This is a genomic window from Arthrobacter sp. NPDC058192 (genome assembly GCF_042883665.1).
Lineage (GTDB): Bacteria > Actinomycetota > Actinomycetes > Actinomycetales > Micrococcaceae > Arthrobacter.
Window position 1 is genome coordinate 133,988 of record NZ_JBHVVJ010000002.1, and the last position, 25,738, is coordinate 159,725.

Consider the following 25,738-nt stretch of genomic DNA (forward strand, 5'->3'; position numbering starts at 1 on the left):
TTCCAGCATGGTTTCCGCCCGCGTGCCCCAGACACGGCTCTTTCATTGGTTGAAATAGTATTGTGGGGTAGCTCACGATTGAATCGATTCGACGGCAAGGAAGAAAGCATGACGGTCCAGGAAACGGACACCGCACCCGCCCGGGGGAAGAGGCCCAAGCAGGGCGAGCCCGTCATTGACCGGGCGCTCAGCCTGCTGGCCGTCTTCTCCGACCGCCGCCGGGCGCTGACCCTGTCCGAGATGGCGAGGCATGCGGGCATGCCGGCCCCCACTGCGCTGCGGCTGATTGCCCGGCTCGTGGCCTGGGGTGCGCTGGAAAAGCTCGACGACGGACGGTACGTTGTGGGGGTCCGCCTGTGGGAGGTCGCCTCACTCTCGCCCCGCGGCCACGGGGTCCGCGAAATAGCCCTCCCCTACCTCGAGGACCTGTTCGAAGTCACCCGCCACCACGTCCTGCTGGCAGTGCGCGATAACGAGGAGGCGGTGCTGATCGAACGGCTCTCCTCCAAGGACGCGACCGAAGTGGCTTACCGGGTGGGCGGGCGGGCGCCGCTGCGGTCCACCGCCGTCGGCCTGGTGCTGCTGGCAGGCGCGGACCAGCAATTCCAGGAAACAATCCTGGCGAAACCGGCAGAGAAAGAGCCCGGAGTACCGGAGATGCCCGAGGGACAACTGCGGCGCACCCTGTCGGATGTGCGGCGGACCGGGATCGCGATGATCCGTCGTGCTGTTCCCTCCCGGACGGTGTCCGTGGCCTCCCCCATTTTTGATGCGCAGGGCTCGGTGGCTGCTGCGCTGTCCATCGTGGTTCCGGACGGTTCCACTCCCCCGAATGTCCTCGCGCCGGCGGTGCGCGCAGCCGCCAGGGCCGTGTCCCGGAACCTGGGCCATCAGGCGGGGGTGAGTGCAGGGGTGCGCACGCACTCGGCGGGGTAAGCCCAACGGTCGTGAACCACGCGGGCCTCCCCGCCGTTGGGGCATCAGCTGTCCGGCGCGGCCGGTCAGTCCTGACCGCTGTACTGCAGACGCCGTACCAGGACTTCTCCTTCGACCGCGTAGACGCCAAAGGCCCGCCCGGTGAACGCCTTGGCTGTTTCAAATGCCCAGTGCCTTCCGTCGAGTTCTGTCAGGAGCACCCCTTCCGCGCTGTCCTTGGGCCCTGCGGCCCGTACGAGGAGGCGGATTCTGTCGCCGCCGACGGCACCGGCGCTGAAGTCCGGTGAAGGAGGCGCGGTGAGGACCGCCAGCTCGATGTCGCCACGGGGAACGACTGCTTCCCAGGCGCGTTCAAAACTGGCGACCACGGCGCGGGCTGTAACCGTGATCGCGTCCCCCTCCTGTTTGGCCTCGATGCCGAACCAGTTGTCCTCGGCGCTGCGCACCGCGATCCCGCCGGTGCCGGAGCCGACGTCGAGCACCGCCCGGCATTCGACACCGAGGTGGCGCTGCCGCTGGGCGAGAAAGCTGGGCCGGGGCGAACCCAGCGGGTTTCCTTCTCCCCTGATGACAAGACCCTCGGGTGTGGGTGCTGCGAAGTCCGAAGGCATTCTTCGCACAGCGATCCAGGCGGGGTCTTCCAGGCCCGAGCCGTTGCTAAAGTCGTACTCGACCAGTTCCGAACGCGCGCCGGCCAGCTGCGGCATGTGAGGACGGGGCCAGCCATCGACCCAGTCCACCGTGGTCAGGAACGTTTCCCGGCCCAGGGGTGAGAACGCCTGGGTGAGGCCCAACGGACGTACGCCCAGCAGGGTCATGGCTGTGCCGCCGTCGGAAAGTTCGAACAGGTCCGCGTGTCCGGTGTTCTGGACCGGCGCGCCTGTCCCGGCAGCGGTGAGGATGGGGTTGTGTGGTGCCGATTGGAAGGGTCCGTAGGGTCGGCGCGAGCGGGCAACAGTGACGGCGTGGCCCCGGTCGGTCCCGCCTTCGGCCGCAATCAGGTACCACCAGTCGCCACGGCGGTAGAGGTGCGGCCCTTCCGGGGAGTACAGCCCGCTGCCGGACCAAAGGGGCCTGGGCGATTCGAGCGCTTCTCCCGTCGTAAGGTCGACCCGCACCTGCTGGATCGCGTCCGGGTGGCGGGCAAAGGTCACGTAGGCGACGCCCTCGTCATCCCAGGCGAGATCCGGGTCGATGCCGTCGACTGCCTCGATGACGGTCCCGTCGCTCCAGGGCCCGGCGGGGTCGGCTGACGTGAACAGGACGCACCCGCGTCCGCCGAGGAAGACCGAGACGATCAGGTAGAACACGCCGTCGCGGAATCTGAGCGTCGGCGCCCAGACACCTCCGGGCGTCGGCACGTCGGCCAGCTGGACCTGATGCTCCCGCGTGGCCACGTGACCGACAAGCTCCCAGCTTTCGAGGTCCTTGCTGTGATAGATGGGAAGCGCCGGAAGGTATTCGAACGACGAGGTGGCAACGTAGTAGCCCCCGGGCGTGCTGACGATGCTCGGATCCGGGTTGAAGCCTGCGAGGATGGGGTTGGAGTTCATCGGCTTTGGTGTCTCTCATTCAATAGAGGCTGCGGTCGGGCACGTGGACATGCGCCGGGCAGCCCAGTCATCACAGGATGTAGACGCTGGCCCCGTTGATTTCCACTTCGGTGAGCTTGACGCGTTCATCGGGGCTGTTGTTCGGCCAATGGAAGGTCAGGTAGTCGCGCCCGCTGGATGCGCGGAGGATCATGCCGTGGCCGCCGTTAGTCGACCACAGGGGGTTCTCGTGGTGAATCCAAGGCCCCGTGATGGTCCCGCTCTCAGACTCGGCGAGGCCAATCGCGTATCCCTCATCGCCCTGGCTCGACCAAAGCATCAGCAACGTCCCTCCCGGGGAGCGGATAAGGAAGGGGCCGTCCGTGAACATTGGCTCGTTGGCCAGGTGCAGGTCCTTCGGCGGTTCGACCCCAGGGGGAAACCGCAGCGGCCTGGTCCAGCCCGCCGAGGAGGCCGTAAACAACAGGATCGGTTCACCGACACCGGCGCGGAGGTCCGGGGACAGGCGGAGCGCGTACATTTCCCCATCGGAAACCCCCACCTCGTCACCTCTCCTCTCCGTCCCGCGACTGTATACGAGCCATCGCGTGGAGTCATCGCCGATATGAAGGGTTCCGTCGAGGCACGGTCTGGTCGCCGGTGTCACTGGTCCATCGCTCCATGGCTCGTACGGACCCGTGGCATGGTCCGACACGAGGACCGCGACTCCACGAGGAGCTGAGCCGGTGGAGGTCGCGAATGTGGCGAGCATGAAGAACCGTCCGTCGAGGGCGTAGACCTCCGGCGCCCAGTACTGGGTGTCCGACCAAAAGCCCAGTGGGGGCCGGAACGCGGCGACGGGGCCGTCCCAATTTTCGAGATCATGGCTCGTGTAGCAGTCGAAGCCCTTCGCGGGTCCACCCCAGACGTTCTCATCGCTGGTTCCGAACAGCACGAATTCGCCTGGAATCGGCTCGAGGATGAAGGGATCGCGCATCCGGATCTCTCCGAGGCGGAGTTGTTGGACGGCCCCATTTAGGACGTGCTGGGCCATTAGGGGGTTCCTTGATAGTCGAGCTGGGAGGACGCAACGTAGCCAGTGAAACTGTGGGTGCCGGCGCCCACGCTTCGCCGCTCCCCGCCCGGAAGTTCGACGTCGGCCGTGACGCCCTCGGGAACGGTCGCCTCGAGCTCCAGCACCCCGCAGGCGGCCCGCCATTCCACCCGGACGGTGCCGTGCGGGGTCTTCAGCGCGGTCCTGGCCCAGTCGATTCCCTCGCCCGGCTGCGGGGCGATAAGGACCTTGGCGTAACCGGGCTCCAGCGGCCGGATGCCGCCGATGGCCTTGTGCATCCAATCGGCCACCGCGCCCAGGGCGTAGTGGTTGAAGCTGGTCATCTCACCGGGGTTGATGGTGCCGTCCGGCAACATGGAGTCCCAGCGTTCCCAGATGGTGGTTGCGCCCATGGTCACCGGGTACAGCCAGGAGGGGCAGCTTTCCTCCAGGAGCAGGCCGTATGCCTCGCCCGCGTGGCCCGTGTCCGTGAGTGCGTGGGTGATGAACGGCGTTCCGGCGAAGCCGGTGGACACCCGGTAGCCGTTGTCTCTCACCAGTTCCGCCAGGCGGTTGCCGGCGAACTCGCGCCGGCTGCTGGTTTCCAGGATGTCGAAGGCGATAGCCAGGGCGTAGACGGTGGTGCAGTCGCTGCGGATGGTGCCGTCGGTGGCCACGTAGTGCTCGGCGAAGGAGGCGCGCACCCGGGCCGCAAGCTGGTCGAAGTGCTCGGCATCGTCGGTTTTGCCCAGAAGCCGGGCGGTCTGGGCTGTGATGGAGGCGGTGCGGTACAGGCAGGCGGTGGCCACGACGCCGGTGTCAGCCTTGGCGGCCCATGGCTGGTCCGGATCGGCGTCCGGGTCCAGCCAGTCGCCGAACTGGAAGCCCTGGTCCCAGAGCCCGGTGGGTGAGAGCAGGCCCTCGACCCGGCGCGTGTGCGAGGCCATGGAGCCATACTGGTTCCGCAATACGGTGTCATCGCCGTACGCCTCCCAGAGTGCCCACGGCACCCACACCGACGCTTCGCTCCACAGGGCCGAAGATTCCGGTGCGGGGAATTCGGCCGGCTGCGGGCAGTACTTCAGGGCATCGGGGACGGTGATGGGGACCAGTCCGTCCGCGGCTTGCTGCTCTGCGGCGAGGTCCAGCAGCCAGTCCTGCAGGAAGCCTTTGACGTCGTACAAGAAGGCGGCGGTCGGGGCGAACACCGCGATGTCGCCTGTCCAGCCGAGCCGCTCGTCGCGCTGCGGGCAGTCGGTGGGCAGGTCCAGGAAGTTGCCCTTGAGCCCCCAGACGATGTTGCGGTGGAGTTGGTTCACCAGGGGGTTGGAGCACTCGAATTCACCGATGCGTTCCAGCTCGGAGTGAACCACGACGGCTTCGAGCGACTCCGCGGTAAGGGTTCCGGGCCAGCCGGTGATTTCGGCGTAGCGGAATCCGTGGAAGGTCTTCGTGGGTTCGAAAGAGTCCTCCCCGCCGGACAGGATGAACGTGTCGGCAGCCTTGGCCGAGCGCAGCGGGCGGGTGCCCAGTTCGCCGTCCTCCAGTACCTCCGCGTGCCGCACGGTGATCGTGGCCCCCGCCTTGCCGCGGACGGTGAAGCGCAGCCAGCCCACCAGGTTCTGGCCGAAGTCCACCAAGGTCTTGCCGCTGGGGGAAGTGAGGATCTGCACCGGTTTGACGACGTCGGCACGCACCACCGGGGGGCCAACCGGCTCCGCCAGCCGTTCGACGTCGAATTCCAGCTCGTGCACCCCCGTCCAGGCGCCCGCCGGCGAAGAGTCGGCGTCGAACCCTGGCCGTGCCCAGCCCGCCGGCTCCCTCCGCGCGTCAATACTCTGTCCGTCGTACAGGTCGTTGGCAGTGGTGCTCGACGGGCCGGCCTGCCACGTCTTGTCGGAGCCTACGGACTGGACATGGCCGTCGGCGTATTCGATGTCCAGCTGCCCGAAGAACCCCAGCTCGCTGCCGTACAGGCCGGACATGCCGTGCCAGGCCAGGCGTCCGCGGTACCAGCCGTTGCCGAGTTCCACGCCCAGCACGGTGGATGGCTCCACGAGGGCAGTCACGTCGTAGCTGCGGTAGCGGAGCCGCCACTCATAGGAGCTCCAGCCGGGGCTCAGGACATCACCGCCCGCAGGCTTCCCGTTGATGAACGACTCGTAGATGCCGCATGCGGTGGCCCGCAGGGTGGCCTTGGCCACGGCTCCGTGGCCCTCCTCCAGGGTGAACTCCTTGCGGAGCAGCGGGGCGCCGTCGAAGTCCTGGTCGGGTGAGATCATTGCGGCGTGCCAGGGTGCCAAGGTCATGGGGCGGTCTTCCGTTTCTGCTGTTGGTGGTGCGTGCTGGTTAGCGTTGGCGCGCCGGTCAGGCGTAGTGACAGGCGACGTCGGAGGCGCCCACCCGGCGCGGGGCCGGGCGCTCGTCGCGGCAGAGGTCCGTGGCGACCGGGCAGCGCTGCCGGAACGGGCACCCGCCGGGCGAGGCGGTAGTGGCGGCGGCCGTCCGCACCCCGAGGGATTCGCGGGCTTCACGGCGCTGGGCCTGCTCGGCGGGGCGCGGCACGGGTGAGGCCGCGACGAGGGCCCGGGTGAAGGGATGCTGGGGGTTCTCCGTGACTGCGGCGGCTGGCCCGCTTTCCATGACCTGGCCCCGGTACAGGACCACCACCCGCCGTGCGAGGAACTGGACCACTGAGATGTCGTGGGCGATGAACAGGTAGCTGAGCCCGCGTTCGTCGCGCAGGTCAGCGAGCAGATTCAGGACCTGCGCCTGGGTGGAGAGGTCCAGGGCGCTGACGGCTTCGTCGCAGACCACCAGCCTCGGGTCGCAGATCAAGGCGCGTGCCACCGAGATGCGCTGGCGCTGGCCGCCGGAGAATTGGCTGGGATAGCGGTTCACGGCTTCCCGCGGCAGCCCCACGCGCTCCAGCATGTCCCCGGCCCTGGCCCGGGCTTCCGCGGCGGCCACGCCGCGGAGCCGGAGTGGCTCCATGAGGGAGGCGCCCACGGTGTTGCGGGGGTTCAGGGAGGAATTCGGGTCCTGGAAAACAGCGCGGAGTTCCCCGCCGAGAGCCCTGCGCCGGGCCGCGCCGGCGTGGGTGATGTCCTCCCCCCGGTAGGCGATGGAGCCGCCGGACACGCTCTGAAGGCCGAGGATGGCCTTGCCGATTGTGGACTTGCCGGAGCCCGACTCCCCCACCAGGCCCACGGTTTCGCCGGGGTGGATGGTGAAGCTGACGCCGTCCACTGCTGCCGGCGCGGCGGCGGCCTTGCGTCCGCTCCCGTAGCGGACCACCAAATCGCTGACTTCCAGCATGGGTCTGGTGGACAGGGTCGACGGCGATTCCTGGCGTACCGGTGTTTCGATGCTCATGCCAAATCCTTTTCAACGGTTTCCAGCAGTCGGTGCGTCGGCACTTCAGTCGCCACCCACTCCAGTCCTTCAACGGCCAGTTCATCCGCCTTGACGCAACGCACCAGGCCGTCGCCGGCCCCGGAAGGCAGCAGCGGAACGGGAACCGTGCAGGCGGAACCGGCGAACTGGCAGCGCGCCGCAAAGCGGCACCCGGTGGGCCAGTCCTTGGGCTGCGGAACCTGGCCGCTGATCGTGGCGAGCCGTTCGGGCATTTCCTCGGCCCTGTTGGCGTGGGGATCCGCAGCCAGCAGCGCCAGAGTGTACGGGTGGCGCGGGTTGTCCAGGATGGCCGCCGTCTTGCCGTTCTCCACCACCTGCCCGGCGTACATCACCGCCACCTGATCGCAAATGTCGGCGACGACGCCGAGGTCGTGGGTCACCATGACCACGGACATGCCGGTGTCCTTCACCAGCGCCCGCAGTAGGGACAGGATCTCGGCCTGGACCGTGACATCCAGGGCGGTGGTGGGTTCATCCGCCACCAGCAGCCTGGGCTGCCCCGACAGCGCCAGGGCGATGGCCACGCGCTGGGCCATGCCGCCGCTGATCTGGTGCGGGTAGGTCTTGAGGATCCGGCGGGCATCGACGATGCCCACCTTCTCCAGCAGGCTCAAGGCTTCCGTGCGGGCTTCGGCTTTGCCCACCTTGCGCAGCCGGCGGATGGCAGCGGTGAGCTGGTAGCCCACGGTGAACATGGGATCCAGCGCCCGCATGGGCTCCTGCGAGATCAGGGCGATCCCGCGGCCCCGGATCCCTTCCAGGTCCCTGTCGGTCGCCGCCGCGAGGTTCGTTCCGTCCCAGAGGATCTGGCCGCCGGCCACTGAGACGCCGGACGGGAGCAGGCCCAGCAGGGACAGCGCGGTCATGGTCTTGCCGCAACCGGACTCACCCACCAGGCCAAGAACGGTTCCGGGTTCGACGTCGAAGGAGACGTCCGTGACCAGCCGTCCACCGTTGTCCACGCCCACGGACAGGTGCCGGACGCTGAGCTGGTCCTCGGCGGGCGCGTCCTGGGTCTGGACGGGCGCCTCCGGGCTGGCAGCAACAGGGGCTTCGAGGAACTTCATCCGACGACGGCGGGCGGCGGCGGGGGGCAGGTGCGAAGCTGTGGTGCCCGGGGCCTGGCCCAGCGCGTTGCCGACGGCGTTCGCTGCGAGAACCGTCAGGGCCAGCACGGCGCCGGTGGGCAGCATCAGCCACGGCGCGTCGTAGACGTGCTGTGAGGCGCTCTGGATCATGCCGCCCCAGCTGGGCTCGGGAAGGGGCGGGCCAAAGCCGATGAAGGCCAGCCCCGCCTGGATGAGCATGCCCACCGCGAAGATCAGCGCGCACTGGACGACGATCGTGTTGGTCAGGCCGGGCAGGACGTGCCGGATGCTGATGCCCAGCGGGCTGACGCCGTCGACTTTGGCGGCGTCCACGTAGAGCTGCGACTGCAGCGACTTCGCCTGGCCCAGGATGACCCGGAAGATGCCGGCGGAAATCAGGACACCCAGGATGGCCATGACAACGGGGATGTTCGTTCCCACGGCGCCGATGACAGCCAGGATGATGACCGTGCCGGGGACGGACATCATGATCTCCGTGACACGGCTGATGATTCCGTCGGTGCGGTCGCCGCCGGCCGCGGCCACCATGGCCAGGATGGTGCCGAGGCCGACGCCGACGATCACCGTGATCAGGGACGTTCCGAGGGTGCCGGCCGCGGCCGCGAAGATGCGGCTGAGGATGTCGCGGCCCAGTTCGTCAGTGCCCAGCCAGTGCGCGGCACTCGGACCGGAGAGGACGGCGCTGAAGTCCTGGTCCTCCGTCTTGTAGGGCAGCCACAGCGGCGCCGTCAGGGAAGCTGCTACCAGCGCGGCCAGCCAGAGGAGGCCGGCAACACCGCCGGGCGACGCGGCCAGCCGGTGGGAACTGAAGCGGGCGAGGGCCGCTTTGGCGCCGGGCCCGGGTTGGACGGCGGCGGCTTGCGCCGCCTGGTCGGCCGGCGCGGGGGCAACTGAGGGGATCATGAGGCACGCAACTTCGGATCGAGGAACTTGGTGGCGAGTTCCAGCACCAGGTTGACGGCGACCACCACAACCGTGGCGATCACCACCACGCCCTGCACCGCGGGGGCATCATGGGTGCTGACAGAGGTCTGGACTGCCTGGCCGAGGCCCGGCATGGCGAAGAGCTGCTCGGCGATGACCGAGCCGCCGAACAGCCCGATGAACTGCAGGGCGATGCCGGCCACGATGGGCAGGCTGGCGTAGCGCAGGGCGTGGACGTAGAGGATCTTCCAGGTGGGCGTGGCCGTGGCCCGAAGTGTCCGGATGTGTTCCTGCTGAAGCGCTTCCAGCATGGAGGCGCGGGTCTGGCGGGCGATGAACGCGGCGCCACCAACCGCCAAGGTGAGCACGGGCAGTGCCAGGGACATCGCCCAGTCCTGCGGTGACACTTCAAACGGCACGTAACCGGTGGCCGGGAACACGGAGGACTGCACGGCGAAAAGGAAGACGAAGATGACGCCGATCCAGAAGGCCGGCAGCGCCACGAGGAGTCCTACGAATCCTCCGATGATCCGGTCCACGATGCCGCCTTGGACAGCGGCCGTCACGCCGAGGGCGATGCCGAGCACCGCGCTAAGCAGGGTGGCTCCCGCTGCCAGCGCCGCCGTGACGGGCAGCCGGTTGGCGAGGTCGGCGCTGACCGAGCGGCCGTCGATGAGGGAGACGCCCAGGTTGCCCTGCACAGCGTCGCCCAGCCAGCGGAAGAACTGGGCCAGGAGCGGGTCGTTCCAGCCGAGCCGCCGGTTCACTTCGTCAATCGCTTCCTGCGAGGCGCCGGCGCCGAGCGATACAGCTCCCGGGCTGCCGGGCATTGCGTGCACCAGCAGGAACGCCAGCACCGCAACCACCAGCACGGTGGCCAGCGCCATCAGCAGGCGCTTCGCGACGAACAATGCCATTGGTGACCTCCATCGGTCGGGCCGGGCGCCCCATATGTGAGGGCGCCCGGCGTTAGTAGATCAGTTGGTCGGTGCGTAGGAGGAGAGCAGCGGGTAGGCGTTGGTGCCTGCGAACTTCACTTCCTGGACCTTCTTGGTGTTGTAACCCCAGTTGCTCAGCGACTCGAACAGCGGGATCAGCCAGCCGGACTCGACCAGCCGGGTGTTCAGCTTGGTCAGGGCAGTCTTCCTGCCCGCGTCGTCCTTGGCGGCGGCAACCTCACCGGTGGCGGCGCTCAGCTTTTCGTCAGTGGCCTTCTGGACGTTCGTGAAACCGTTGAGGATGGCCCCGTACATCAGGCCGAGCGGGTTGTCCCAGCTCAGCGGCGCGTAGCCCAGGGGCGTGGTCGCGACGGCGGCAAACGCTTCGTCGGTCGAGGCTGCCATCTTCACCTTCATGGTGATGCCCACTGCGGCCAGATCCTTCTGGACTGCCTGCAGGTCGGTCTGCGTCTGGGCGCCGGCGACGATGGTGAACTCGAAACCGTTGGGGTAGCCGGCCTCGGCGAGGAGGCTCTTGGCCTTGGCCGGGTCGTAGGCGAAGCTGGACTCCAGCTCCTGGGTGAAGCCTGCGGAGTCCTTGGGCAGGGCGTTCCAGGACGGGACGTCACCCTTATGCAGCGCGTCCACCAAAGCCTTGCGGTTGATGGCGTGCTGGATGGCCTGGCGGACCTTTTCGCTGGCGAACGCGGGCGCGGTCTTGCCGGTCTTGTCGAAGGAGACCATGGTCTGGACAGTGCCGCCGATCTGGGACACGCCCACGCCCTTGGACTTGGCGAAGTCAACTGTTGGCGAGGTCAGCTGCGCGACGTCGGCTTGGCCGGACACCAGGGCGTTGGCCCGGGCCTGCGGGTCAAGGATGACGCTGAAGACGATCTTGTTGTAGGCGTATTTTGCGGCATCGGCGCTCTTGTCGTTTTTCACCATGACGTACTTGTTGCCTTTGACGGTGGCCGTGGTGTCCAGCGTGTAGGGTCCTGAGCCGGCGGGGGCTGTGGCCAGGCTGGCACTGTTCGCGATGCCGGCCTTGCCAACGATCATGCCCATCGTGGAGGTGAGGTTCTTTTCGAATCCGGGCTGGGGCTTTGCGAAAGTAATGGCCACCTTGGTGGGGCTGACCACGTCCACCCTGGTGATCTCCTGGGCCCCGCCCTTGGCAATCGCCGAGTAAGTGCTCAAGGCCGGGTCGGTGCGCCGGTCGAAGTTGGCCTTGACCAAAGCTGCGTCCAGGGTGGAGCCGTCGGTGAAGGTCACCCCTTGCTTGAGGGTCAACGTCAGCACCGTGCTGTCCGCGTTGTATTCGAAGGCAGAGGCCAGGCCGGGGCCCACGGAGCCGTCCGGCTGAAGCGTCATGAGGTTGTCGTACAGGCCCTCCATGAACTGGCGCTGGGCATCGGAAACGCGAATGGGATCGTAGCCGAAGGAGGCGGAGTCGCTTTCGACGGCGATCGTCAGCGTGCTTTTGTCAACGGTGGCTGCCTGGCTGCCGCCGCCGCAGGCGGCCAGGGATCCCATCAGCAGGGCGCCGGCCAGAATGGCCGCGCTGCCCCGTGTGGTGGAGGTTCGAAGTTTCATGAGTGCGCCTTCGCATTCTTCTGTGACTGCAACGGAATCAATGGGGCCGGTGGTGCCCGGCTCCCTTCAAGAATCGGCTGGTGCCGGTTGGGCCAGACATGAGAATGTCATTGATTGAAAAAGTATTGTGGCGGCGATCACGCGGGCCGACAGGATGGAGAGAGGCAGAGAGGCCTGGACGCTGCTGCGCCGCGTCGATCACGAGAGGAACCACATGACCAACCCGTTTCCGCAGGACTTCCTTTGGGGCGTGGCCACCGCAGGCCACCAGGTGGAAGGCAACAACGTCAACAGCGATACCTGGTTCTTGGAGCATCTTCCGGGGACGATCTTCGCCGAACCCTCTGGGGATGCCGTTGATCATTACCACCGGTACCGGGAGGACATCGCGCTGATCGCCGGGCTGGGGTTCACCAGCTACCGCTTCTCCCTCGAGTGGGCACGCATTGAGCCGGCAGAGGGGCACTTCTCGGTGGCTGCACTGGACCATTACAGGCACGTGCTGGAGGCCTGCGTGGAGCTCGGCCTGACCCCGGTGGTCACGTTCCACCACTTCACATCGCCCCTCTGGTTGCTGCGGAGCGGCGGCTGGGAAGATTCCAGGACTCCGGAACTGTTTGCCCGCTATTGCGACCGCGTGATGGCGCACCTGGGCGACCTCATCGGCGTCGCCTGCACCCTCAACGAACCCAACCTTCCCTATCTGCTTCGGGAGCTGGGCATCCCAGGAGGCTCGCAGGAATCCCGGATCGGCAATCCTATGTGGGAGGCGGCGGGCCAGCGGCTGGGCCTTTCTGCCGACCGCGTCGCCTCTTTCCAGTTCGCGGCGTCCGAGGAATCGTTCAACGTCCGCCTGGCGGCGCACCGCGCCGGCCGGGACGCCATCAAGGCACGCCGTCCGGAGCTGCAGGTGGGCTGGACGCTTGCCAATTCGGACATCCAGGCCGTGGACGGCGGGCAGGAGCACGCGGACAGGGTGCGGCGCGAGGTTAACGAGCGCTTCCTGGAGGCCTCGCGGGGTGATGACTTTGTTGGCGTCCAGACCTATGGACGGACAGTCTTCGGCCCCGACGGGCTGGCCCCCGCCCCCGCAGGAGCAGCTACCAACCAGATGGGTGAGGAGATCTATCCGCAGGCCCTGGAGGCAACCATCAGGGAAGCCGCCCGCATAGCGGAAATCCCCGTGATTGTCACCGAAAACGGTCTGGCCACGGAGGACGACGCGCAGCGCGTGGCGTATCTGGAGGCGGCCGTCGACGGCGTCGCGTCCTGCCTCGCCGACGGCATTGATGTCCGCGGCTACATCGCCTGGACCGCCTTCGACAACTACGAGTGGATCTTTGGATACGGGCCAAAGTTCGGCCTCATCGCCGTCGACCTGGCCACGCAGCAGCGGACACCCAAGCCGAGCGCGTACTGGCTGGGGCGCCAAGCCCAAGCACAGCTGGTCCCGACGGCCTGACATGGGACCCGACTGCTGAGAGCCGTCTGAGAGCCGCCGCCGGGACCTCTTGACAGGCCCGGCGGCGGAGTCTACGACTAACCTTGTCCAGTCCCGCCACCACCGAGGAGTAGCTATGGCAACCGCGGCGTTCGGAATCGTGCATTTCTTCCCGGGCGGCACCAAGGAGCAGTATGAGGCTTCCCTGGCGGCCGTCCATCCAGGCCCGGGTCAATTGCCCGACGGCCAGATCTTCCACGCCGCCGGGCCATCGGCGGGTGGCTGGACAATCATGGCCGTCCATGAATCTCAAGAGAGTTGGGAGACGTTCCGGGACACGATCCTCATGCCCCGGATGCAACAGGGCATTGAGGGCGGCTTCGCCTCTCCGCCCGAAGAGACGGCCATCGACCTCGACACGCTGCTGCCCTAGCACGAACGAACCGCAGGCTATCCCGTCTTCGCCTGCCCGCGGAGGGCCGCCGCGGCCTTCGGACGGACCACCAGGACGGGACACGGCGAGTGGGTGGTCACCTGGGTTGACACCGAGCCGATGTGCAGGCCAGCGAAGCCGCCGTGACCGCGGGAACCCAGGACGACCAGGTCGGCTTCCCGTGCCGCCTTGAGGATGGCTGAGGCTGCGGAATCGTCCTTGACGGTCTGCGTCACGACGTTCACGCCTGCCGCGGCTTGCGCCGCCGCCGCGCTGAGGGCCTTGGCCTGCAGCTCCGGAGAGTCCTCCGCCGCCACGACTTCCCCTGCGGCCGTTTCAAGCAGGGCCGGGTACCACGACATGGGCGCCTTGTTCCAGACCGTCAGCACCCGAAGTTCCGCCTTCCGGTACCGCGCCTCTTCAATGGCCCACTGCAGGGCGTCATGCGACTGTTTCGAGCCGTCAAATCCGGCCACAATTACAAAGGGATCCGCATTTGTCATGGTTTCCAGACTTTCTCCGCCTGCTCGGCCGCCGGGGGTTTCCGGCTCCCTATGTCAGCGGATTGCTTTGCTCCTGCTCTGCTTCAAACAATGCCGCGCTGGGCCGCGGTCTTCAGCGCATCGCGCCTGCTTCCCGCGCCCAGCTTGCGGTAAATCGAGCGTTCGTGGGTCTTGACAGTGTTCACGGAAATGAACAGCGCGTCGGCGATTTCGGCCGCGGTCATGATGGACCGCATGTAGGCAAGGACTTCGCGTTCACGCTCAGTCAGGTTCCAGTAGGACTGCGCCCGGAGCCGGGCACCACCATGCGTGTCGCGTGCCATCAGGGCTGCGATGAAGGATTCATGGGCGGTTCCCCAGACAGCGTGCTGGACGAGCAGATCAGCCAGTTCGTCTCTTAGCCCGGCGAAGGGCCGGAGAATCGACGCGGGCTCGGCCCGTTCCACCGCGTGCTCAAGCCGCTCGTGTGCCGCCGCAGTGTCTCCGCTCCCGTGGGCCAGAAGCGCCTCGGTCAGGCTCAGGCAGGTGTCGATATAGGGGTTCCGGCGACGGTCTGCCAGCAGCCCGGCACAGCGTTGGGCAGTGGTGGCTTCCCCTCCCCGGCGCAGCAATTCCGCCAGCAAAGTGTCCGCCAGTGCCCCGTGGCCGCCAGCGCCCAGCGGTTGAACGATGCCCAGCGCGCCCTCCAGGTCACCCTTGGCCTCGGCCACCTTCGCCACGGCAACGGTGTACAAGGCATTCCACGACACGGCATACTTCCCCCGCCCGTGGTACTCCTCCAGCGCCGCGCTGGAGTCGGCAAGCCGGGTCAGGTCGCCGGTAGCACAATCAACCAATACCCGGTAGATGGCGCTGAGCGGGCCGGAGGGGAAGAACTCGCTGCCAAGCCTCTGTGCTTTGGCGAGGCAGGCACGCGCGGCCTTCAGCTCGTCGTTCCAGTAGCGCGCAATGCCGCGCGCCAGCCACGCCGGAGCCAGCCGTTCCTGGGAACCCCAGCCCAGCGCTTCAACCCGCCCCAGCGCCTGCGTGGCATGCTCCTCGGCTCCCGCCAGGTCCCCAGCCGCCGCGAACGCCAGCGACAGATCTGCGTGGGCGCAGATGTCCAGCGCATCCAGCTGCTCCGCGTTGCCGACGTCTCCGGCCGCGTGCAGCAGGGCCGTCGCGAACTCGCCGCTGCGGTGCAGCCGGAACTCCGCCTGGGCAAGGAGGAACAGTCCCGTCGAGCCGGGACCGGACCGGCGCCCGCCCGGAAGGTCGGCGGTCGCCCGGCCATCAGCTCCCGGAGTGGCGCGGTGGTCCGGGCGGCCTGCGGCAGGCAGCGGCTCGAACAAGGTCCGGTAACCATCAAGGGTTCGGCGCCGGGTGGCATCCAGGACAAAGGTCCGCGACAGGGCCCTCCGGACGAGCTCGTCCGCTGCGGCGTTGTCGCCGGACAGGGCACGGCACACGGACCGGATCATCAATATCTCGGGGTCTTCGCCCCACGGCGTGGGAAGCTCCCGGCACAGCCGTTCCAAAGTCTGGGCGTCATTGCCGAGCACGAACTCGAGCCAGTGGGCACCGAGGGACATCACAGCCTGCCGGGGCGCACGCCCCTTCAAAGTCTGGGCAACGCCCTCCACGACGTCGGCGTCCTGGTAATACCGCGCCGCAACGCGGTGCAGGCGCTCGGCAAGAAGCGGGTCACGCCTCTCCAGAATCCGGCGGCACTGCTCCGCGAAGAGCGAATGCCACCGGTACATGGATTCGCCGCTGCGGTAATCGTGCTCTTCGATGAAGAGGCCGTTGCGGAGGCATTCCTCGAGCAACACACTGCCATGGGGCCGGCCGTAGAGTTCGACAGCGAGTCGGCGACCGAGCCAATCGCACGTGGTGGCGCGCAGGATGAACTCCGCGAGCGACGGTTCGAGCTGGTCGAGGATCTCTTCAGCGACGTAATCGGCAAGGGGTATGTGCGCGGGCGTGGCGATCGGCGTCGTGAGCGGCGCGTTTCGGGACTGTGCCAGTGACACAAGGCTCGCGTGCACGGCCACGGGCCAGCCCGCCGTCGCTTTCCAAAGCGATCCGGCGTCGAACTCGGGATCCTGACCGAGCGAACACGCAAACTGGGCAACTTCCTCACGCGTGAAGGCCAGTTCGGCGGCGCCAAGTTCGCCAAGTCCCTCGCCGTACCGGAACCTCTCCAGCTGGATGGACGTGTGGCCCCGTCCCGAGAGGACCAGCCGCAGCGGCGGTGGGGCCGACGCGGCGAGCACCCCGACGATGCCGCTGGCCAGCCCGGGCCCGGCCAAATGGACATCGTCGATCACGAGGACGATGGGCTCAGTGAGGTCTTCGAGCGCGCCTAACAGAAGGTCGTAAGATGCCGTCCGGTCGTGGGCAAGGCCCTGGTCGAGGGCCAGCAAGGAGTCGTTGCCAGGCAGCGGCGACTTGTTGGCCGCGGATTGAATCGCACCGACTACGCCGTGGAACAGCCTTCCGGGTTCAGTATCGAACCGGTCGAGCGACAGCCAGGCGCAGGGCAGGTCGCTTTTGCGGACCCAATCACCCAAGAACGTGGACTTGCCATAGCCTGCCGGAGCTGCGACGAGGGTCAGGCGGTGCGAATCGGCCGCCGCGGACAACGCGTTTTCCAGGCGCGGACGCTCCAGCGCTCCGAGGCTGCGGACAGGAGGCCGGATCTTGAACTGCGGACCTGGCACCCATCCGGCGTTCTGCATCTCTCCCACGTTCCACATGCTAGGCCGGTGAAAAAGGCCCCCAACAGGGCGCAAAGACCCCTTATGCGTTCGTCCGGGGCGCTGCTTTAAGGCGATGGCATGGCCCAAGTACGGCCCGGTACGAATTACGCAGCCGGCGGTATCATCAGTCATGGCTACGAATCGGGGCAGCCAGACCGATGCAGTTTTCCTCCGGGAGCTCGGCCAGGCCGACCGGAGGCACGTCCTTATTATCGCCACCGTGCGCCTGATCGCATTTGCCGTACTGATCCTGGCCCTTTATTTCCTCGTTCCCATCGGCGGATTCAAGGACAATCCTGCGGCCGCGTGGATCCGGCTGGTGGCCATCGTCTTGGTATTCTTGGCCAGCCTCGCCCTTCAGTTGCACTTGATCCTGACCGCGCGCATTCCCCAGGTCCGGGCGGCCGGCGCAGTGGTCGAATCCATCCTCATGTTCCTCTGCCTCTTCGCGTGGCTTTACGCATCGATGTCGATTACGGACCGTTCATCCTTTAGCGAACCCCTGGGCAGGACCGACGCTTTGTATTTCACGACTTCCACCTTTGCCACTGTGGGGTTCGGTGACATCACGCCGACCAGCCAACTGGCGCGGGCAGTCGTGTCCGTCCAGATGATCGCAGATCTGGGTGCGCTCCTGCTGATCGCCAAAGTGGCCTTCTTCGCGGCAGGCCGGCGCCTGGGCCGCTAATTTGCTTACCTCAACCCCCCGTGGCAAAACTTTTGCGCGAGCGCCCCTTGCCCCGAAATGGGTGATACCTGGGCGGCCTGGGCAACAAATCATCCAGTGTGGGTGGGGCCGGCTAGGTACACCGCGATCACAATGAAAATGACTATGAGTGCCCAGCCGGAACAGGAACAGTCCTCATGTCTCTTCACGATCAGCCCGCGGGCCCGAGCGGCCCGGAACAGGAAGAATTGTTGCGGCTTCGGTCGGAGGTCGCCCGGCTGGAGCGCGAGCGGGACGAGGCCAGGGCGGCACCAGCAAGGCCATCCGGACCGCGTCGGGGGCTGGGCCGGCGGATTGTGGCCATCGTGCTGGTGGTCCTGACCGCTGTTTTGGCCTTTGCGACGGTGCCTGCTGTGTACCTGCGCAGCGAATTGATCGACACCGACCGCTACGTGGCCACGATATCGCCATTGGCGTCTGACCCCGCGATCCAAGCCGAGATCACCGACAAGGTCACCACACAGATCACCGAGGCGGTGGACTTCCAGGCCATCACCCGGGATGCGCTGAACGAACTCAGCAAAACCGCGCCCCGAGCGGCCACGGTGATCACCGGGCTGGCCCCGATGATTGCGGAGCAGGCCAGGTCGCTCATCCACAACACTGTTGCAAAATTTGTAGCCACACCACAGTTCCAGGGCCTTTGGATTCAAGTGAACCGCGTGGCGCACCAGGGACTGGTGAACCTGGCGACGGGTAACACGAGCGGCTCGGTCGGCATTGACCAAAGCGGTAACGTGACGATCTCCACGAAAGACATCGTTGCCCGAGTCAAGGACCTCCTGGTCCAGCAGGGGGTGGGCATCGCCGCGAGGATCCCGGACATTGACCGGCAGATCACCCTGTTCCAGTCGCCGGAACTTGTCAGGGCCGCGACGGCCATCAGGACGCTCGACCAGACGGCCACATTATTGGTGTGGCTGACGGTGATATGCGCGGTGGGCGCCATCGCGGCGGCCCCACGCGGAAGGAAACGGAGCATCACGAGCGGCGTCGGTTTGGCTGTGGCAGTGGCGATGGCGGTGCTGGCGCTGGCACTTGTCATCGGGCGGGGCATCGCGCTGAACTCGATACCGCCCGACTCGGTGTCTCCGGCGGCGGCTGAGAGCCTGGTCGAGACACTCCTGGTCCCCCTGCGCACCACCGTACGGCTGGTCTTCGTCGTTGGTCTCCTGATTGCCCTGGCCGCGTTCCTGACCGGGCACTCGCGGTCCGCAGAGTACGTCCGGCACGGTCTGGCGAGCGCGGGCGACTACATCACCGGCAAAATCGGTGCCAGCCAAGCCAGGCCATGGCAACGCTGGCTGGCTCGCTACCGGCGGGTGCTGGAAGCCGTCGTCATCGGAATCGCTGCGCTGGTCCTGATCCTTTGGCAATATCCGACGGCGGCCGTCGCCATCTGGACAGCGGTCCTCGCCTTGCTGGCCATTCTCGTCGTCGAACTGCTGTGCCGCCCCGCGGTTGCCCCCGGCCCCAACGGGCCGCCAGCCGGCGCGCCAGCGGGTGGGCCGGGCGCCGGCCCGGACGGCGAGCCAAGACGCGCCTCAGGTGATCCGGTCGGCGAGACCGGCGGCGTGCCCGTCAACGCAGCCGTGGGGGGACCCGGTGCCGGGCCGCGGACTGTCGGCGGTCCCCCTCAAGAGCCGAATCCCACGGTTCCCCTGCCCAGGAACCTGCCCGGGGACACTAAGCCGCTGTAGGTGTAGGCGCAAATGGGAACATTGCCTCCCCGTCTGCGTGCACTACGACGCACGTGGACTCCGGGATTTCCTGCCATGCACCGCGCAGATCCCCCAAAGGTTCCGAGACAATGAGGCGGGCGTCGTCAGAAACTTCGTGAAGTAGGGGGTTGTCGGGGTATTGGGCGCGGAGCGTCGAGATGTCGGTGCTGTGAAAGAGCGACCGTGATCGGCCCTCGCTGGAGTAGCGGAACGCCCAGGTGGTGTCGCCGTCGGTGGTTGCCACGGTCATCTGGATCGGAAACTCGATGCCGTTTCGCCTGCCAACGGCTTCAATCAGCCCAACCGCGGCGGCGACAGCCGACCGCGGGTTCTGCTCCAGCCCGAAGGTGAGGGCGAGGAAGAAGAACAGTTCTGAATCCGTGGCTCCCTCGATCTGAGGAAAGAGCGAGGGCTGCACGGCCATGGTCAAATCGCGCTTCACCGTCGGAAAATCTGCGATAAGCCCATTGTGCATCCACAACCACTTGCCATGTCGGAAGGGATGGCAGTTGGTCTGCTGAACTGCCGAGCCAGTCGAGGCACGTATGTGCGCGAAGACGCGGCGCGCTGATGCCTGGCCGGCCAATTCGCGGAGGTTGCGGTCATGCCAGACCGGCTCCGTGCTGTGAAATACCCCGGGATACCGCGCCGCTCCGTACCAGCCGACGCCGAAGCCATCGCCGTTGGTGGTTTCAACTCCCAGGCGTGCGTGCTTCCCCTGCATCACGAGCGAGTTGGCGGGTTTGTACAAGAGCTCATCGAGCCTCACCGGCGAACCAGAATACGCGAGCCAACGGCACATGGCGTCCTCCTCTGCTGTGGACTGAAGTCCATCATGGGCGCAGAACGCGCACATCATCACCCGGGGGTGAGAATTCCCGGAGCGCCGCCAATCCCCTCGCGAAGCGTCCATGGGGGCCCCGTCCGTGCCCCTGGCCACGGGAAAAGCACAGCCCCAGGATCACCCCCGGCGGGTGACGCGCAGGGGTGGACCGAAGCCAAGACTGGTGGTACCTGCCAGCACCAGCGCTGTCAGGCGAAAGCCATGGAGATCGCAAAGCTCTGAAAGAGGGGCCCCGATGTCGTTATCACAATCAGTCACCGCACGGATGTTCGCAGTCGGGGCAGCCCTCGCACTGCTCGCCGGCTGCAGCCCGCCCAACGCCAGCACGCCCAACGCCAGCGCCAGCCAGACGAAAAGCGTTTCCCCAGCTTGCGCAGCAGCCAGTGCCTTCTCCGCATCCTTGACGAATTTCAAGGACACACTCAAGCCAAGTTCCACCGTGGAGCAGATTCAGTCCGCCCGGGACCAGGTCCGGACTGCATTCGACAATCTCGTTACGGCGGCCGGCGACGCCGCAAAGGACCGGGTGGATGCTGTCAAAGCGGCTGAAGAAAAGTTCGTTGCCGCGGTGAACGCCGTCCCCAACAACGCCACCATGTCCCAGGCCGTCAACTCGCTGCGCGACGAAGCCGTAAACGTACAGGGTGCGCTCAGCGACCTTACGAATGAGGTCAAGTGCTAGGCGAACCCGAAGGACACCCGCACGCACCAGTGGACTATATCCGCCAGGCCGCCGCTGTGAGCCCTAGCGACGAAATCGCCAAAGCCAAGGCACTCCTGGACGCCGGAACTATCAGCCCTGCGGAGTTTGAACACATCAAGGGCAAAGTAGTGGTCTGACGCAGGCCGGGCGGCCGCCTTCCCCGGCCGGCTATCCCACTACTCATCGCGCCTGCCCGAACCTAAAATGGGGCTAGGTTGAACAAGGAGGGCTCAATGGGGCCGGAACCATCGGAATCCAATCCACGTCCGGCCCTCCCCCGCTCCGTGACCATCCTCCTCACGTTGGGCGCCGCAACCCTTGTAGCCTTTGGCGTGGGTGCGGCCCGGGGAATCTTCACCCCGGTCTTTTTCGCCTTTGTACTCACGCTGTGCGTCCATCCCGTGCGACGGTGGATGCAGGCACGCGGAATTCCGCGCGGCATCGCCACCGGGACCACCATCGTGGCCGTCTTCGGACTGCTGGCGGGCTTCGGCGCGGTCCTGCTGGCCTCCCTTGCACAGTTCTCGGCCCTGCTCCCGCAGTATGCTGACGAGATCGACCAGGTCAGCGCCCGCCTCACCGGCATGCTGGAAGCCATCGGGGTCGGCCCGCAGCACGTCCAAGCCATGCGGGACGGGTTCATTGAATTCCTTGGCGGATTCCTGGGGAGCTTTGCGGATCTCGTAGGTAGCCTCGTCATCATCCTGACGATGCTGATCCTCATGGCAATAGACGGCTCACGCGTACCGGCGCTCCTGACCCATCTGCGCCACCACCGGCCGGCGCTGGTCTCCGCCTTTATCGACTTCGGGACCGGCGTGCGCCGTTATATGGTCGCCACCACGGTCCTGGGGACGGCCCAGGGCCTCTTCAACTGGCTGGTCCTCGTCCTGCTGCACGTGCCGGGTGCGCCCCTGTGGGGACTACTGTCCTTCATCTGCAGCTTCATCCCCAACATCGGGTACTTCATTGCGATCATCCCGCCGCTCTTCTTTGGGTTCCTCACCGGCGGCTGGCCGACCGTGGTGATCATCATCGTCGTTTATGGCGGGATCAACGGCGTCATCCAGTCCATCATCCAGCCCAAGTACGTGGGGAACGCGGTTTCCCTCAGTGAGACTCTGACCTTTGTCTCTGTCCTCTTCTGGGCCTTGCTCCTGGGCCCGACCGGCGCGATCCTCGCCGTCCCGCTGACGCTGTTTATCCGCACCATTCTGCTCGATTCGGAGCCGTCCAACGTGTGGTGGCGTCCTCTGACGGGTGACACCACAGACATCCAACCGCTCCTCCGGCAAGAAGACGACGCGATCCGCGCCCGTCGCGCCCGGCCACGCCCGGCCGCGCCTCCGGACACCGAACCGGACACGGGCCGTGCCCCGAGGCCGTGACGTGCCATCGGAGGGCCGCCCGGGGCGGGTGAGAGCCGCATGCTGAGCACCTTTGCCAGCCTGGTGCTCTTCGCCCTCGCCGGGGCGATGAGCACGGTCCCTGCCAGCGCCACAATCATGATTCTGCTCTCCCCGGATCCACGTCGCGGCGCCCTGCCGTTCTTAATCGGCAGCCTGGCAGGATCGGTCGTGGTGGTGGGGCTTTCGGCAGTCGGGCTGCAGTTTCTGCCGTACAGGCCGCGACTGAAGGACGAACTACTGGCCTCGATTGCGCTCGTGGCCGGCATAGCCCTCGTTGGCTACTCGTTGTTTCTTTTCCTGCACAAGAGCCGGTCAGAAGGCACCATGCTCGGCAGAATCGAGTCGAGGTTCCGCTCCGCCCGGCCATGGGAATTCCTCGCCCTGGGACTAGGCCTGAACCTGCGCCCCAAGGCGATCCTGCTGGCCGTCACGGCGGGGGCTCTGATCGGCATCCAGGAACCCCCGCCGCTGCAAGGCACCTTGCTGGTCCTGGCCTACGCCGCTGTGGCCCAGTCCGCCGTCGTCGTTCCGATTGCCGTCTGGTTGCGCTCGCCGGAGCGGGCGCAACGGCCCTTGACCGCCCTCTACAACTGGCTGCAGCGCAACGGGCGCAGGATCGCAGCGATTGGAACGCTGACCATTGGGCTAGTCGTCGCCGGCTACAGCCTTTATCTGCTCTGATGCGGGTCCTGTCCTGATACCCCCGCGGCGAGCCTCAATCCAGGAACGCTCCCTCGCCCGTGCCGGAGGGCTTGGGATCCGGCAGGCGCATCATGCGCAGGGAAATGACGAGGCCCGCCGCGCTGGCGAAGATTGGGATGAGCAAACCGATCTGGAGGGCTATGGGCCGGGCTTCGGTGTTGATGCGGATGATTTCGGCCTGGATGTCAGGCGGCTGGCCCGCCAGCTGGGATGAGAGTTGCGAGTTGCTCATGACCTGCGCGTCCTCCTCCAATGCCTGCGCGACCTGCTGCTGCTCGGCGGCCGGGAGCACCGTGCTCGATGTCGCCATGGTAGTGAAGATGGACGCCAGCGAAGCCAGCATGATGGCACCGGCAAAGGCGAGCCCGAACGACAACCCGAAGGAGCCCGCAGCGGAGTTCACCCCGGCGGCCTCGCTGACGCGCTCATCCGAGATGGGGGACAAGGTGTAGTTGTTCAGCTGCGATACCAGCAGCCCGAGGCCGGTGCCGGCAATGATCAACGGGATCAAGAGCCACCAGCCGGAGTCCGCCCGCGGCACCACCGGCAGGATGCTGAGCAGTCCGATGAGCAGGAGAATGAAACCCGACCTGATGATGCCCGCGGGACGCCGGTTCCCGGCCTTCCTCCCGGCCAGCAACGCGATGGCGAACATGCTGAGCGAAAGCGGGGCAATGGACAACCCGGCCTGCAGGGCGTTGTATTCGAGCACCATCTGAAGGTAGATGGGCAGCACGATCATGGTGCCGCCAAGTGCGATCTGCTGCAGCATCTGCTGCGTGACACCGAACCGGAAGCCCTCGGACCGGAACAGGCCCGGGTCCAACAGTGTCGGCTTCTTGAGCCGGTCACGCCGGACGAGCCAGAAAAACAGCCCGGCCAGGCCGGCCGCCCCGACCACCAGGAGCGCCCCCACGGCTTCGCCGCCCTCCTGCCAGACCAGGATGCCGAAGACAATGCCTCCCATGCCGACGACGGACAGCACGGATCCAACGACGTCGAACTCCCGGGGTCCGGTATACGGCACATCGTGAACGAGCTTGATTCCGGACAACACGACAGCAATGATGACGGCCTCCAGCATGAAGGCGACGCGCCACGAGAGAAAGGTCGTGATGAAGCCGCCGAGCAGGGGGCCGACGGCGGCTGCGATCGCCGCCGAGGCTCCCACGAGGGCATAGACGCGTTTGCGGGCTTCTCCCTCGAAGTTGCCGTGGATCAGGGACTGCATGGCGGGAAGGAGGAGCGAGGCGCCAAGACCGCCGATCACCGCCCAGAAGATCAGGATCGGTACGATGCTCTGTGCGAGCGTCATTGCAATCGCGCCCACGGCATATCCGCACAGGCCCAGGACATAGGCGCGCTTGCGCCCGATCAAGTCGCCCACTTTGCCGCCGATCAGGATGAACGCGGCGGACACCAGCGCTTCGATGGCGATTGTCGCCTGAAGGTCACTGACGGTGCTGTTGATGTCCTTGACCACGGCAGAGATGGAGACGTTCATGATCGACGTGTCGACGACGAGCACGAACATTGCCATCGCCAGCAGTACCGCGAGCCTCTGGTTGAACTGCACCGGTGGGTTTCCGGCGTGGTCGGGGGTGCTCATCGCGGGCCTTCCCTCCCGGCCGCCGCGTCCGGGGCTGATTCTTGGCCGGACATGTCGCCTCCTCTAGCTCGACCGGGCAGGCATACGGATGCGTGGCTCCGCAGGAGTGCGTCCCGCCAGAGCCCACCGTAATGCGTTGTCGATGCCACGCTAGCTGTGCGGCGTCCGGCGCGGATCATGCCCGGCGGGTGAGGTTTCGCCCGTGACGGCGGGCGCCGTACCGCGGGAAGGCCCTCGCCGGAAGCTGGGGGCTCTTGATCGAAACCCCCGACCTTGTTGCACTGGTGTAAGGGCCCGGCGGGACCCAGCAACCGGCATCGAAGGAGCCAGACCGTGAGCGCAGAATCCCCTAGTGCAACGCCATCCAACGCCGCACGAACGAACACCGCAGCATCAAGGACTACGGAACAGCTGATCATCATCGGATCCGGTCCGGCCGGCTATACGGCGGCCATCTACGCCGCCCGCGCGGGGCTCCAGCCGCTCGTCATCGCCGGGGCGGTCACCGCCGGGGGTGCGCTCATGAATACAACCGAGGTGGAGAATTTTCCCGGCTTCCCGGGTGGCGTCCAAGGCCCCGAGCTGATGGACGGCCTGCAGCAGCAGGCGGAAAAGTTCGGGGCCCGCGTGATGTACGACGACGTCACCGAGGTCCGGCTCGCCGGTCACCTCAAGCACGTGGTCACCGGCGGCGGCGAGACCTACGAGGCCCCGGCTGTCATCCTGGCCACGGGCTCCGCGTACAAGGAACTGGGCCTGCCGGAGGAAAAGAAGTTCAGCGGCCACGGTGTCTCCTGGTGCGCAACGTGCGACGGTTTCTTCTTCCGCGACCAGGACATCATCGTGGTCGGCGGCGGTGACTCAGCGATGGAGGAGGCCACCTTCCTGACCCGCTTCGGGAAATCTGTCACAGTGGTGGTGCGTAAGGGTGAGCTGCGCGCCTCCCGCATCATGGCCCAGCGGGCCAAGGACAACCCGAAAATCACGTTCGCGTGGCACTCTGCCGTCACGGAAATCCACGGTGATGGCAAGGTCAGCGGCGTCACTCTGACGGACACCCGCAGCGGCGAGGCACGGAAACAGGCGGCGACCGGACTCTTCGTGGCGATAGGACATGTCCCCCGGACCGAACTGCTGCGGGGCCAGGTGGAACTGGACGCCGAGGGCTACATCAAGGTGGACTCCCCCACCACCTGCACCAATCTCACCGGAGTCTTCGCGTGCGGGGACGCCGTCGACCACCGCTACCGCCAGGCCATCACCGCCGCCGGGACGGGTTGCGCAGCGGCCCTTGACGCCGAGCGCTACCTTGCCGCGCTCGCCGACGCGGACAGCATCGCCACCGCGCTGGTCGAAGAGCCCACCCACTCGTAGGCGCGCCGGATCGTCCCGGGCGGCCCGA

At 66.6% G+C, this 25,738-nt stretch carries 22 protein-coding genes; 10 read left to right on the plus strand and 12 right to left on the minus strand.

The features are described from left to right. Nucleotides 1–108: 108 nt before the first annotated feature. Complete coding sequence (locus ACFVVK_RS02765) at nt 109–936, plus strand: IclR family transcriptional regulator (protein ID WP_390263128.1); 828 nt, start codon at nt 109–111, stop codon at nt 934–936. A 65-nt stretch (nt 937–1,001) separates the two neighbouring features. On the opposite strand, the gene ACFVVK_RS02770 is transcribed toward ACFVVK_RS02765, so the two are convergent. The 7 genes from ACFVVK_RS02770 to ACFVVK_RS02800 all read right to left on the minus strand — a co-directional run bounded on the left by ACFVVK_RS02770 (nt 1,002) and on the right by ACFVVK_RS02800 (nt 11,503). After that, nucleotides 1,002–2,489: a family 43 glycosylhydrolase gene (locus tag ACFVVK_RS02770; protein WP_390263131.1), complete on the minus strand. Its 1,488-nt coding sequence runs from the start codon at nt 2,487–2,489 to the stop codon at nt 1,002–1,004. 70 nt (nt 2,490–2,559) lie between these two features. Next, nucleotides 2,560–3,522, minus strand: a complete 963-nt coding sequence (locus ACFVVK_RS02775; protein ID WP_390263132.1) for a glycoside hydrolase family 43 protein — start codon at nt 3,520–3,522, stop codon at nt 2,560–2,562. Continuing rightward, nucleotides 3,522–5,831, minus strand: coding sequence for a family 78 glycoside hydrolase catalytic domain (locus tag ACFVVK_RS02780; RefSeq protein ID WP_390263135.1), 2,310 nt, complete (start codon nt 5,829–5,831; stop codon nt 3,522–3,524). Before ACFVVK_RS02780 ends, ACFVVK_RS02775 begins: the two co-directional genes overlap by 1 nt. Before the next feature lie 58 nt (nt 5,832–5,889). Next, nucleotides 5,890–6,897 (minus strand): oligopeptide/dipeptide ABC transporter ATP-binding protein, encoded by a 1,008-nt coding sequence (locus tag ACFVVK_RS02785; protein ID WP_390263137.1) that lies wholly within the window; start codon nt 6,895–6,897, stop codon nt 5,890–5,892. Beyond that, nucleotides 6,894–8,951 carry a dipeptide/oligopeptide/nickel ABC transporter permease/ATP-binding protein gene (locus tag ACFVVK_RS02790; protein WP_390263140.1) on the minus strand — a complete coding sequence of 686 codons (2,058 nt, stop codon included), beginning with the start codon at nt 8,949–8,951 and terminating at the stop codon, nt 6,894–6,896. Before ACFVVK_RS02790 ends, ACFVVK_RS02785 begins: the two co-directional genes overlap by 4 nt. After that, nucleotides 8,948–9,889, minus strand: coding sequence for an ABC transporter permease (locus ACFVVK_RS02795; RefSeq protein ID WP_390263143.1), 942 nt, complete (start codon nt 9,887–9,889; stop codon nt 8,948–8,950). Before ACFVVK_RS02795 ends, ACFVVK_RS02790 begins: the two co-directional genes overlap by 4 nt. A gap of 60 nt (nt 9,890–9,949) precedes the next feature. Continuing rightward, nucleotides 9,950–11,503, minus strand: a complete 1,554-nt coding sequence (locus ACFVVK_RS02800) for an ABC transporter substrate-binding protein (RefSeq protein WP_390263146.1) — start codon at nt 11,501–11,503, stop codon at nt 9,950–9,952. A 214-nt stretch (nt 11,504–11,717) separates the two neighbouring features. On the opposite strand from ACFVVK_RS02800, the gene ACFVVK_RS02805 reads away from it, so the two are divergent. Both ACFVVK_RS02805 and ACFVVK_RS02810 read left to right on the plus strand, forming a co-directional pair. Further along, the gene (locus ACFVVK_RS02805; protein WP_390263149.1) at nt 11,718–12,965 is read left to right on the plus strand and encodes a glycoside hydrolase family 1 protein; all 1,248 of its coding nucleotides are present in this window, start codon (nt 11,718–11,720) and stop codon (nt 12,963–12,965) included. A 115-nt stretch (nt 12,966–13,080) separates the two neighbouring features. Continuing rightward, entirely contained in the window at nt 13,081–13,377 is a 297-nt protein-coding gene (locus tag ACFVVK_RS02810) for a hypothetical protein (protein ID WP_390263152.1), read from the plus strand. A 17-nt stretch (nt 13,378–13,394) separates the two neighbouring features. Here ACFVVK_RS02810 and ACFVVK_RS02815 read toward each other — a convergent pair whose 3' ends face one another. Further along, nucleotides 13,395–13,880: a universal stress protein gene (locus tag ACFVVK_RS02815; RefSeq protein WP_390263155.1), complete on the minus strand. Its 486-nt coding sequence runs from the start codon at nt 13,878–13,880 to the stop codon at nt 13,395–13,397. Nucleotides 13,881–13,963: 83 nt separating this feature from the next. Next, the gene (locus ACFVVK_RS02820) at nt 13,964–16,600 is read right to left on the minus strand and encodes a LuxR C-terminal-related transcriptional regulator (RefSeq protein ID WP_390263595.1); all 2,637 of its coding nucleotides are present in this window, start codon (nt 16,598–16,600) and stop codon (nt 13,964–13,966) included. A 151-nt stretch (nt 16,601–16,751) separates the two neighbouring features. Between ACFVVK_RS02820 and ACFVVK_RS02825 the strand changes: the two genes are divergently transcribed. Then, on the plus strand, nt 16,752–17,309 hold the full coding sequence (locus ACFVVK_RS02825; RefSeq protein ID WP_390263158.1) for an ion channel: 558 nt from the start codon (nt 16,752–16,754) through the stop codon (nt 17,307–17,309). Between the two features lie 176 nt (nt 17,310–17,485). Further along, nucleotides 17,486–19,048, plus strand: a complete 1,563-nt coding sequence (locus ACFVVK_RS02830) for a hypothetical protein (RefSeq protein ID WP_390263161.1) — start codon at nt 17,486–17,488, stop codon at nt 19,046–19,048. Here ACFVVK_RS02830 and ACFVVK_RS02835 read toward each other — a convergent pair. Both ACFVVK_RS02835 and ACFVVK_RS02840 read right to left on the minus strand, forming a co-directional pair. Next, a complete protein-coding gene (locus ACFVVK_RS02835) occupies nt 19,035–19,871 on the minus strand; it encodes a class II glutamine amidotransferase (protein WP_390263163.1) in 837 nt (278 codons plus the stop codon). The two genes, ACFVVK_RS02830 and ACFVVK_RS02835, sit on opposite strands and share 14 nt — an antisense overlap. 159 nt (nt 19,872–20,030) lie before the next feature. Then, a complete protein-coding gene (locus ACFVVK_RS02840) occupies nt 20,031–20,327 on the minus strand; it encodes a hypothetical protein (RefSeq protein ID WP_390263166.1) in 297 nt (98 codons plus the stop codon). 25 nt (nt 20,328–20,352) lie between these two features. Here ACFVVK_RS02840 and ACFVVK_RS02845 point away from each other — a divergent pair, with 25 nt between their 5' ends. The 4 genes from ACFVVK_RS02845 to ACFVVK_RS02860 all read left to right on the plus strand — a co-directional run bounded on the left by ACFVVK_RS02845 (nt 20,353) and on the right by ACFVVK_RS02860 (nt 22,706). Next, nucleotides 20,353–20,595, plus strand: coding sequence for a hypothetical protein (locus ACFVVK_RS02845; RefSeq protein WP_390263169.1), 243 nt, complete (start codon nt 20,353–20,355; stop codon nt 20,593–20,595). Then, on the plus strand, nt 20,589–20,753 hold the full coding sequence (locus ACFVVK_RS02850) for an SHOCT domain-containing protein (protein ID WP_390263172.1): 165 nt from the start codon (nt 20,589–20,591) through the stop codon (nt 20,751–20,753). Before ACFVVK_RS02845 ends, ACFVVK_RS02850 begins: the two co-directional genes overlap by 7 nt. Nucleotides 20,754–20,849: 96 nt before the next feature. Next, nucleotides 20,850–22,004: an AI-2E family transporter gene (locus ACFVVK_RS02855; RefSeq protein ID WP_390263175.1), complete on the plus strand. Its 1,155-nt coding sequence runs from the start codon at nt 20,850–20,852 to the stop codon at nt 22,002–22,004. A gap of 39 nt (nt 22,005–22,043) precedes the next feature. After that, nucleotides 22,044–22,706: a GAP family protein gene (locus ACFVVK_RS02860; protein WP_390263178.1), complete on the plus strand. Its 663-nt coding sequence runs from the start codon at nt 22,044–22,046 to the stop codon at nt 22,704–22,706. A gap of 34 nt (nt 22,707–22,740) precedes the next feature. Here the strand turns inward: ACFVVK_RS02860 and ACFVVK_RS02865 are convergent, their stop codons facing one another. Beyond that, a complete protein-coding gene (locus tag ACFVVK_RS02865; protein WP_390263180.1) occupies nt 22,741–24,336 on the minus strand; it encodes an MFS transporter in 1,596 nt (531 codons plus the stop codon). A gap of 411 nt (nt 24,337–24,747) precedes the next feature. Here ACFVVK_RS02865 and trxB point away from each other — a divergent pair, with 411 nt between their 5' ends. Further along, nucleotides 24,748–25,710, plus strand: a complete 963-nt coding sequence (trxB, locus tag ACFVVK_RS02870) for a thioredoxin-disulfide reductase (RefSeq protein ID WP_390263598.1) — start codon at nt 24,748–24,750, stop codon at nt 25,708–25,710. Nucleotides 25,711–25,738: the final 28 nt, after the last annotated feature.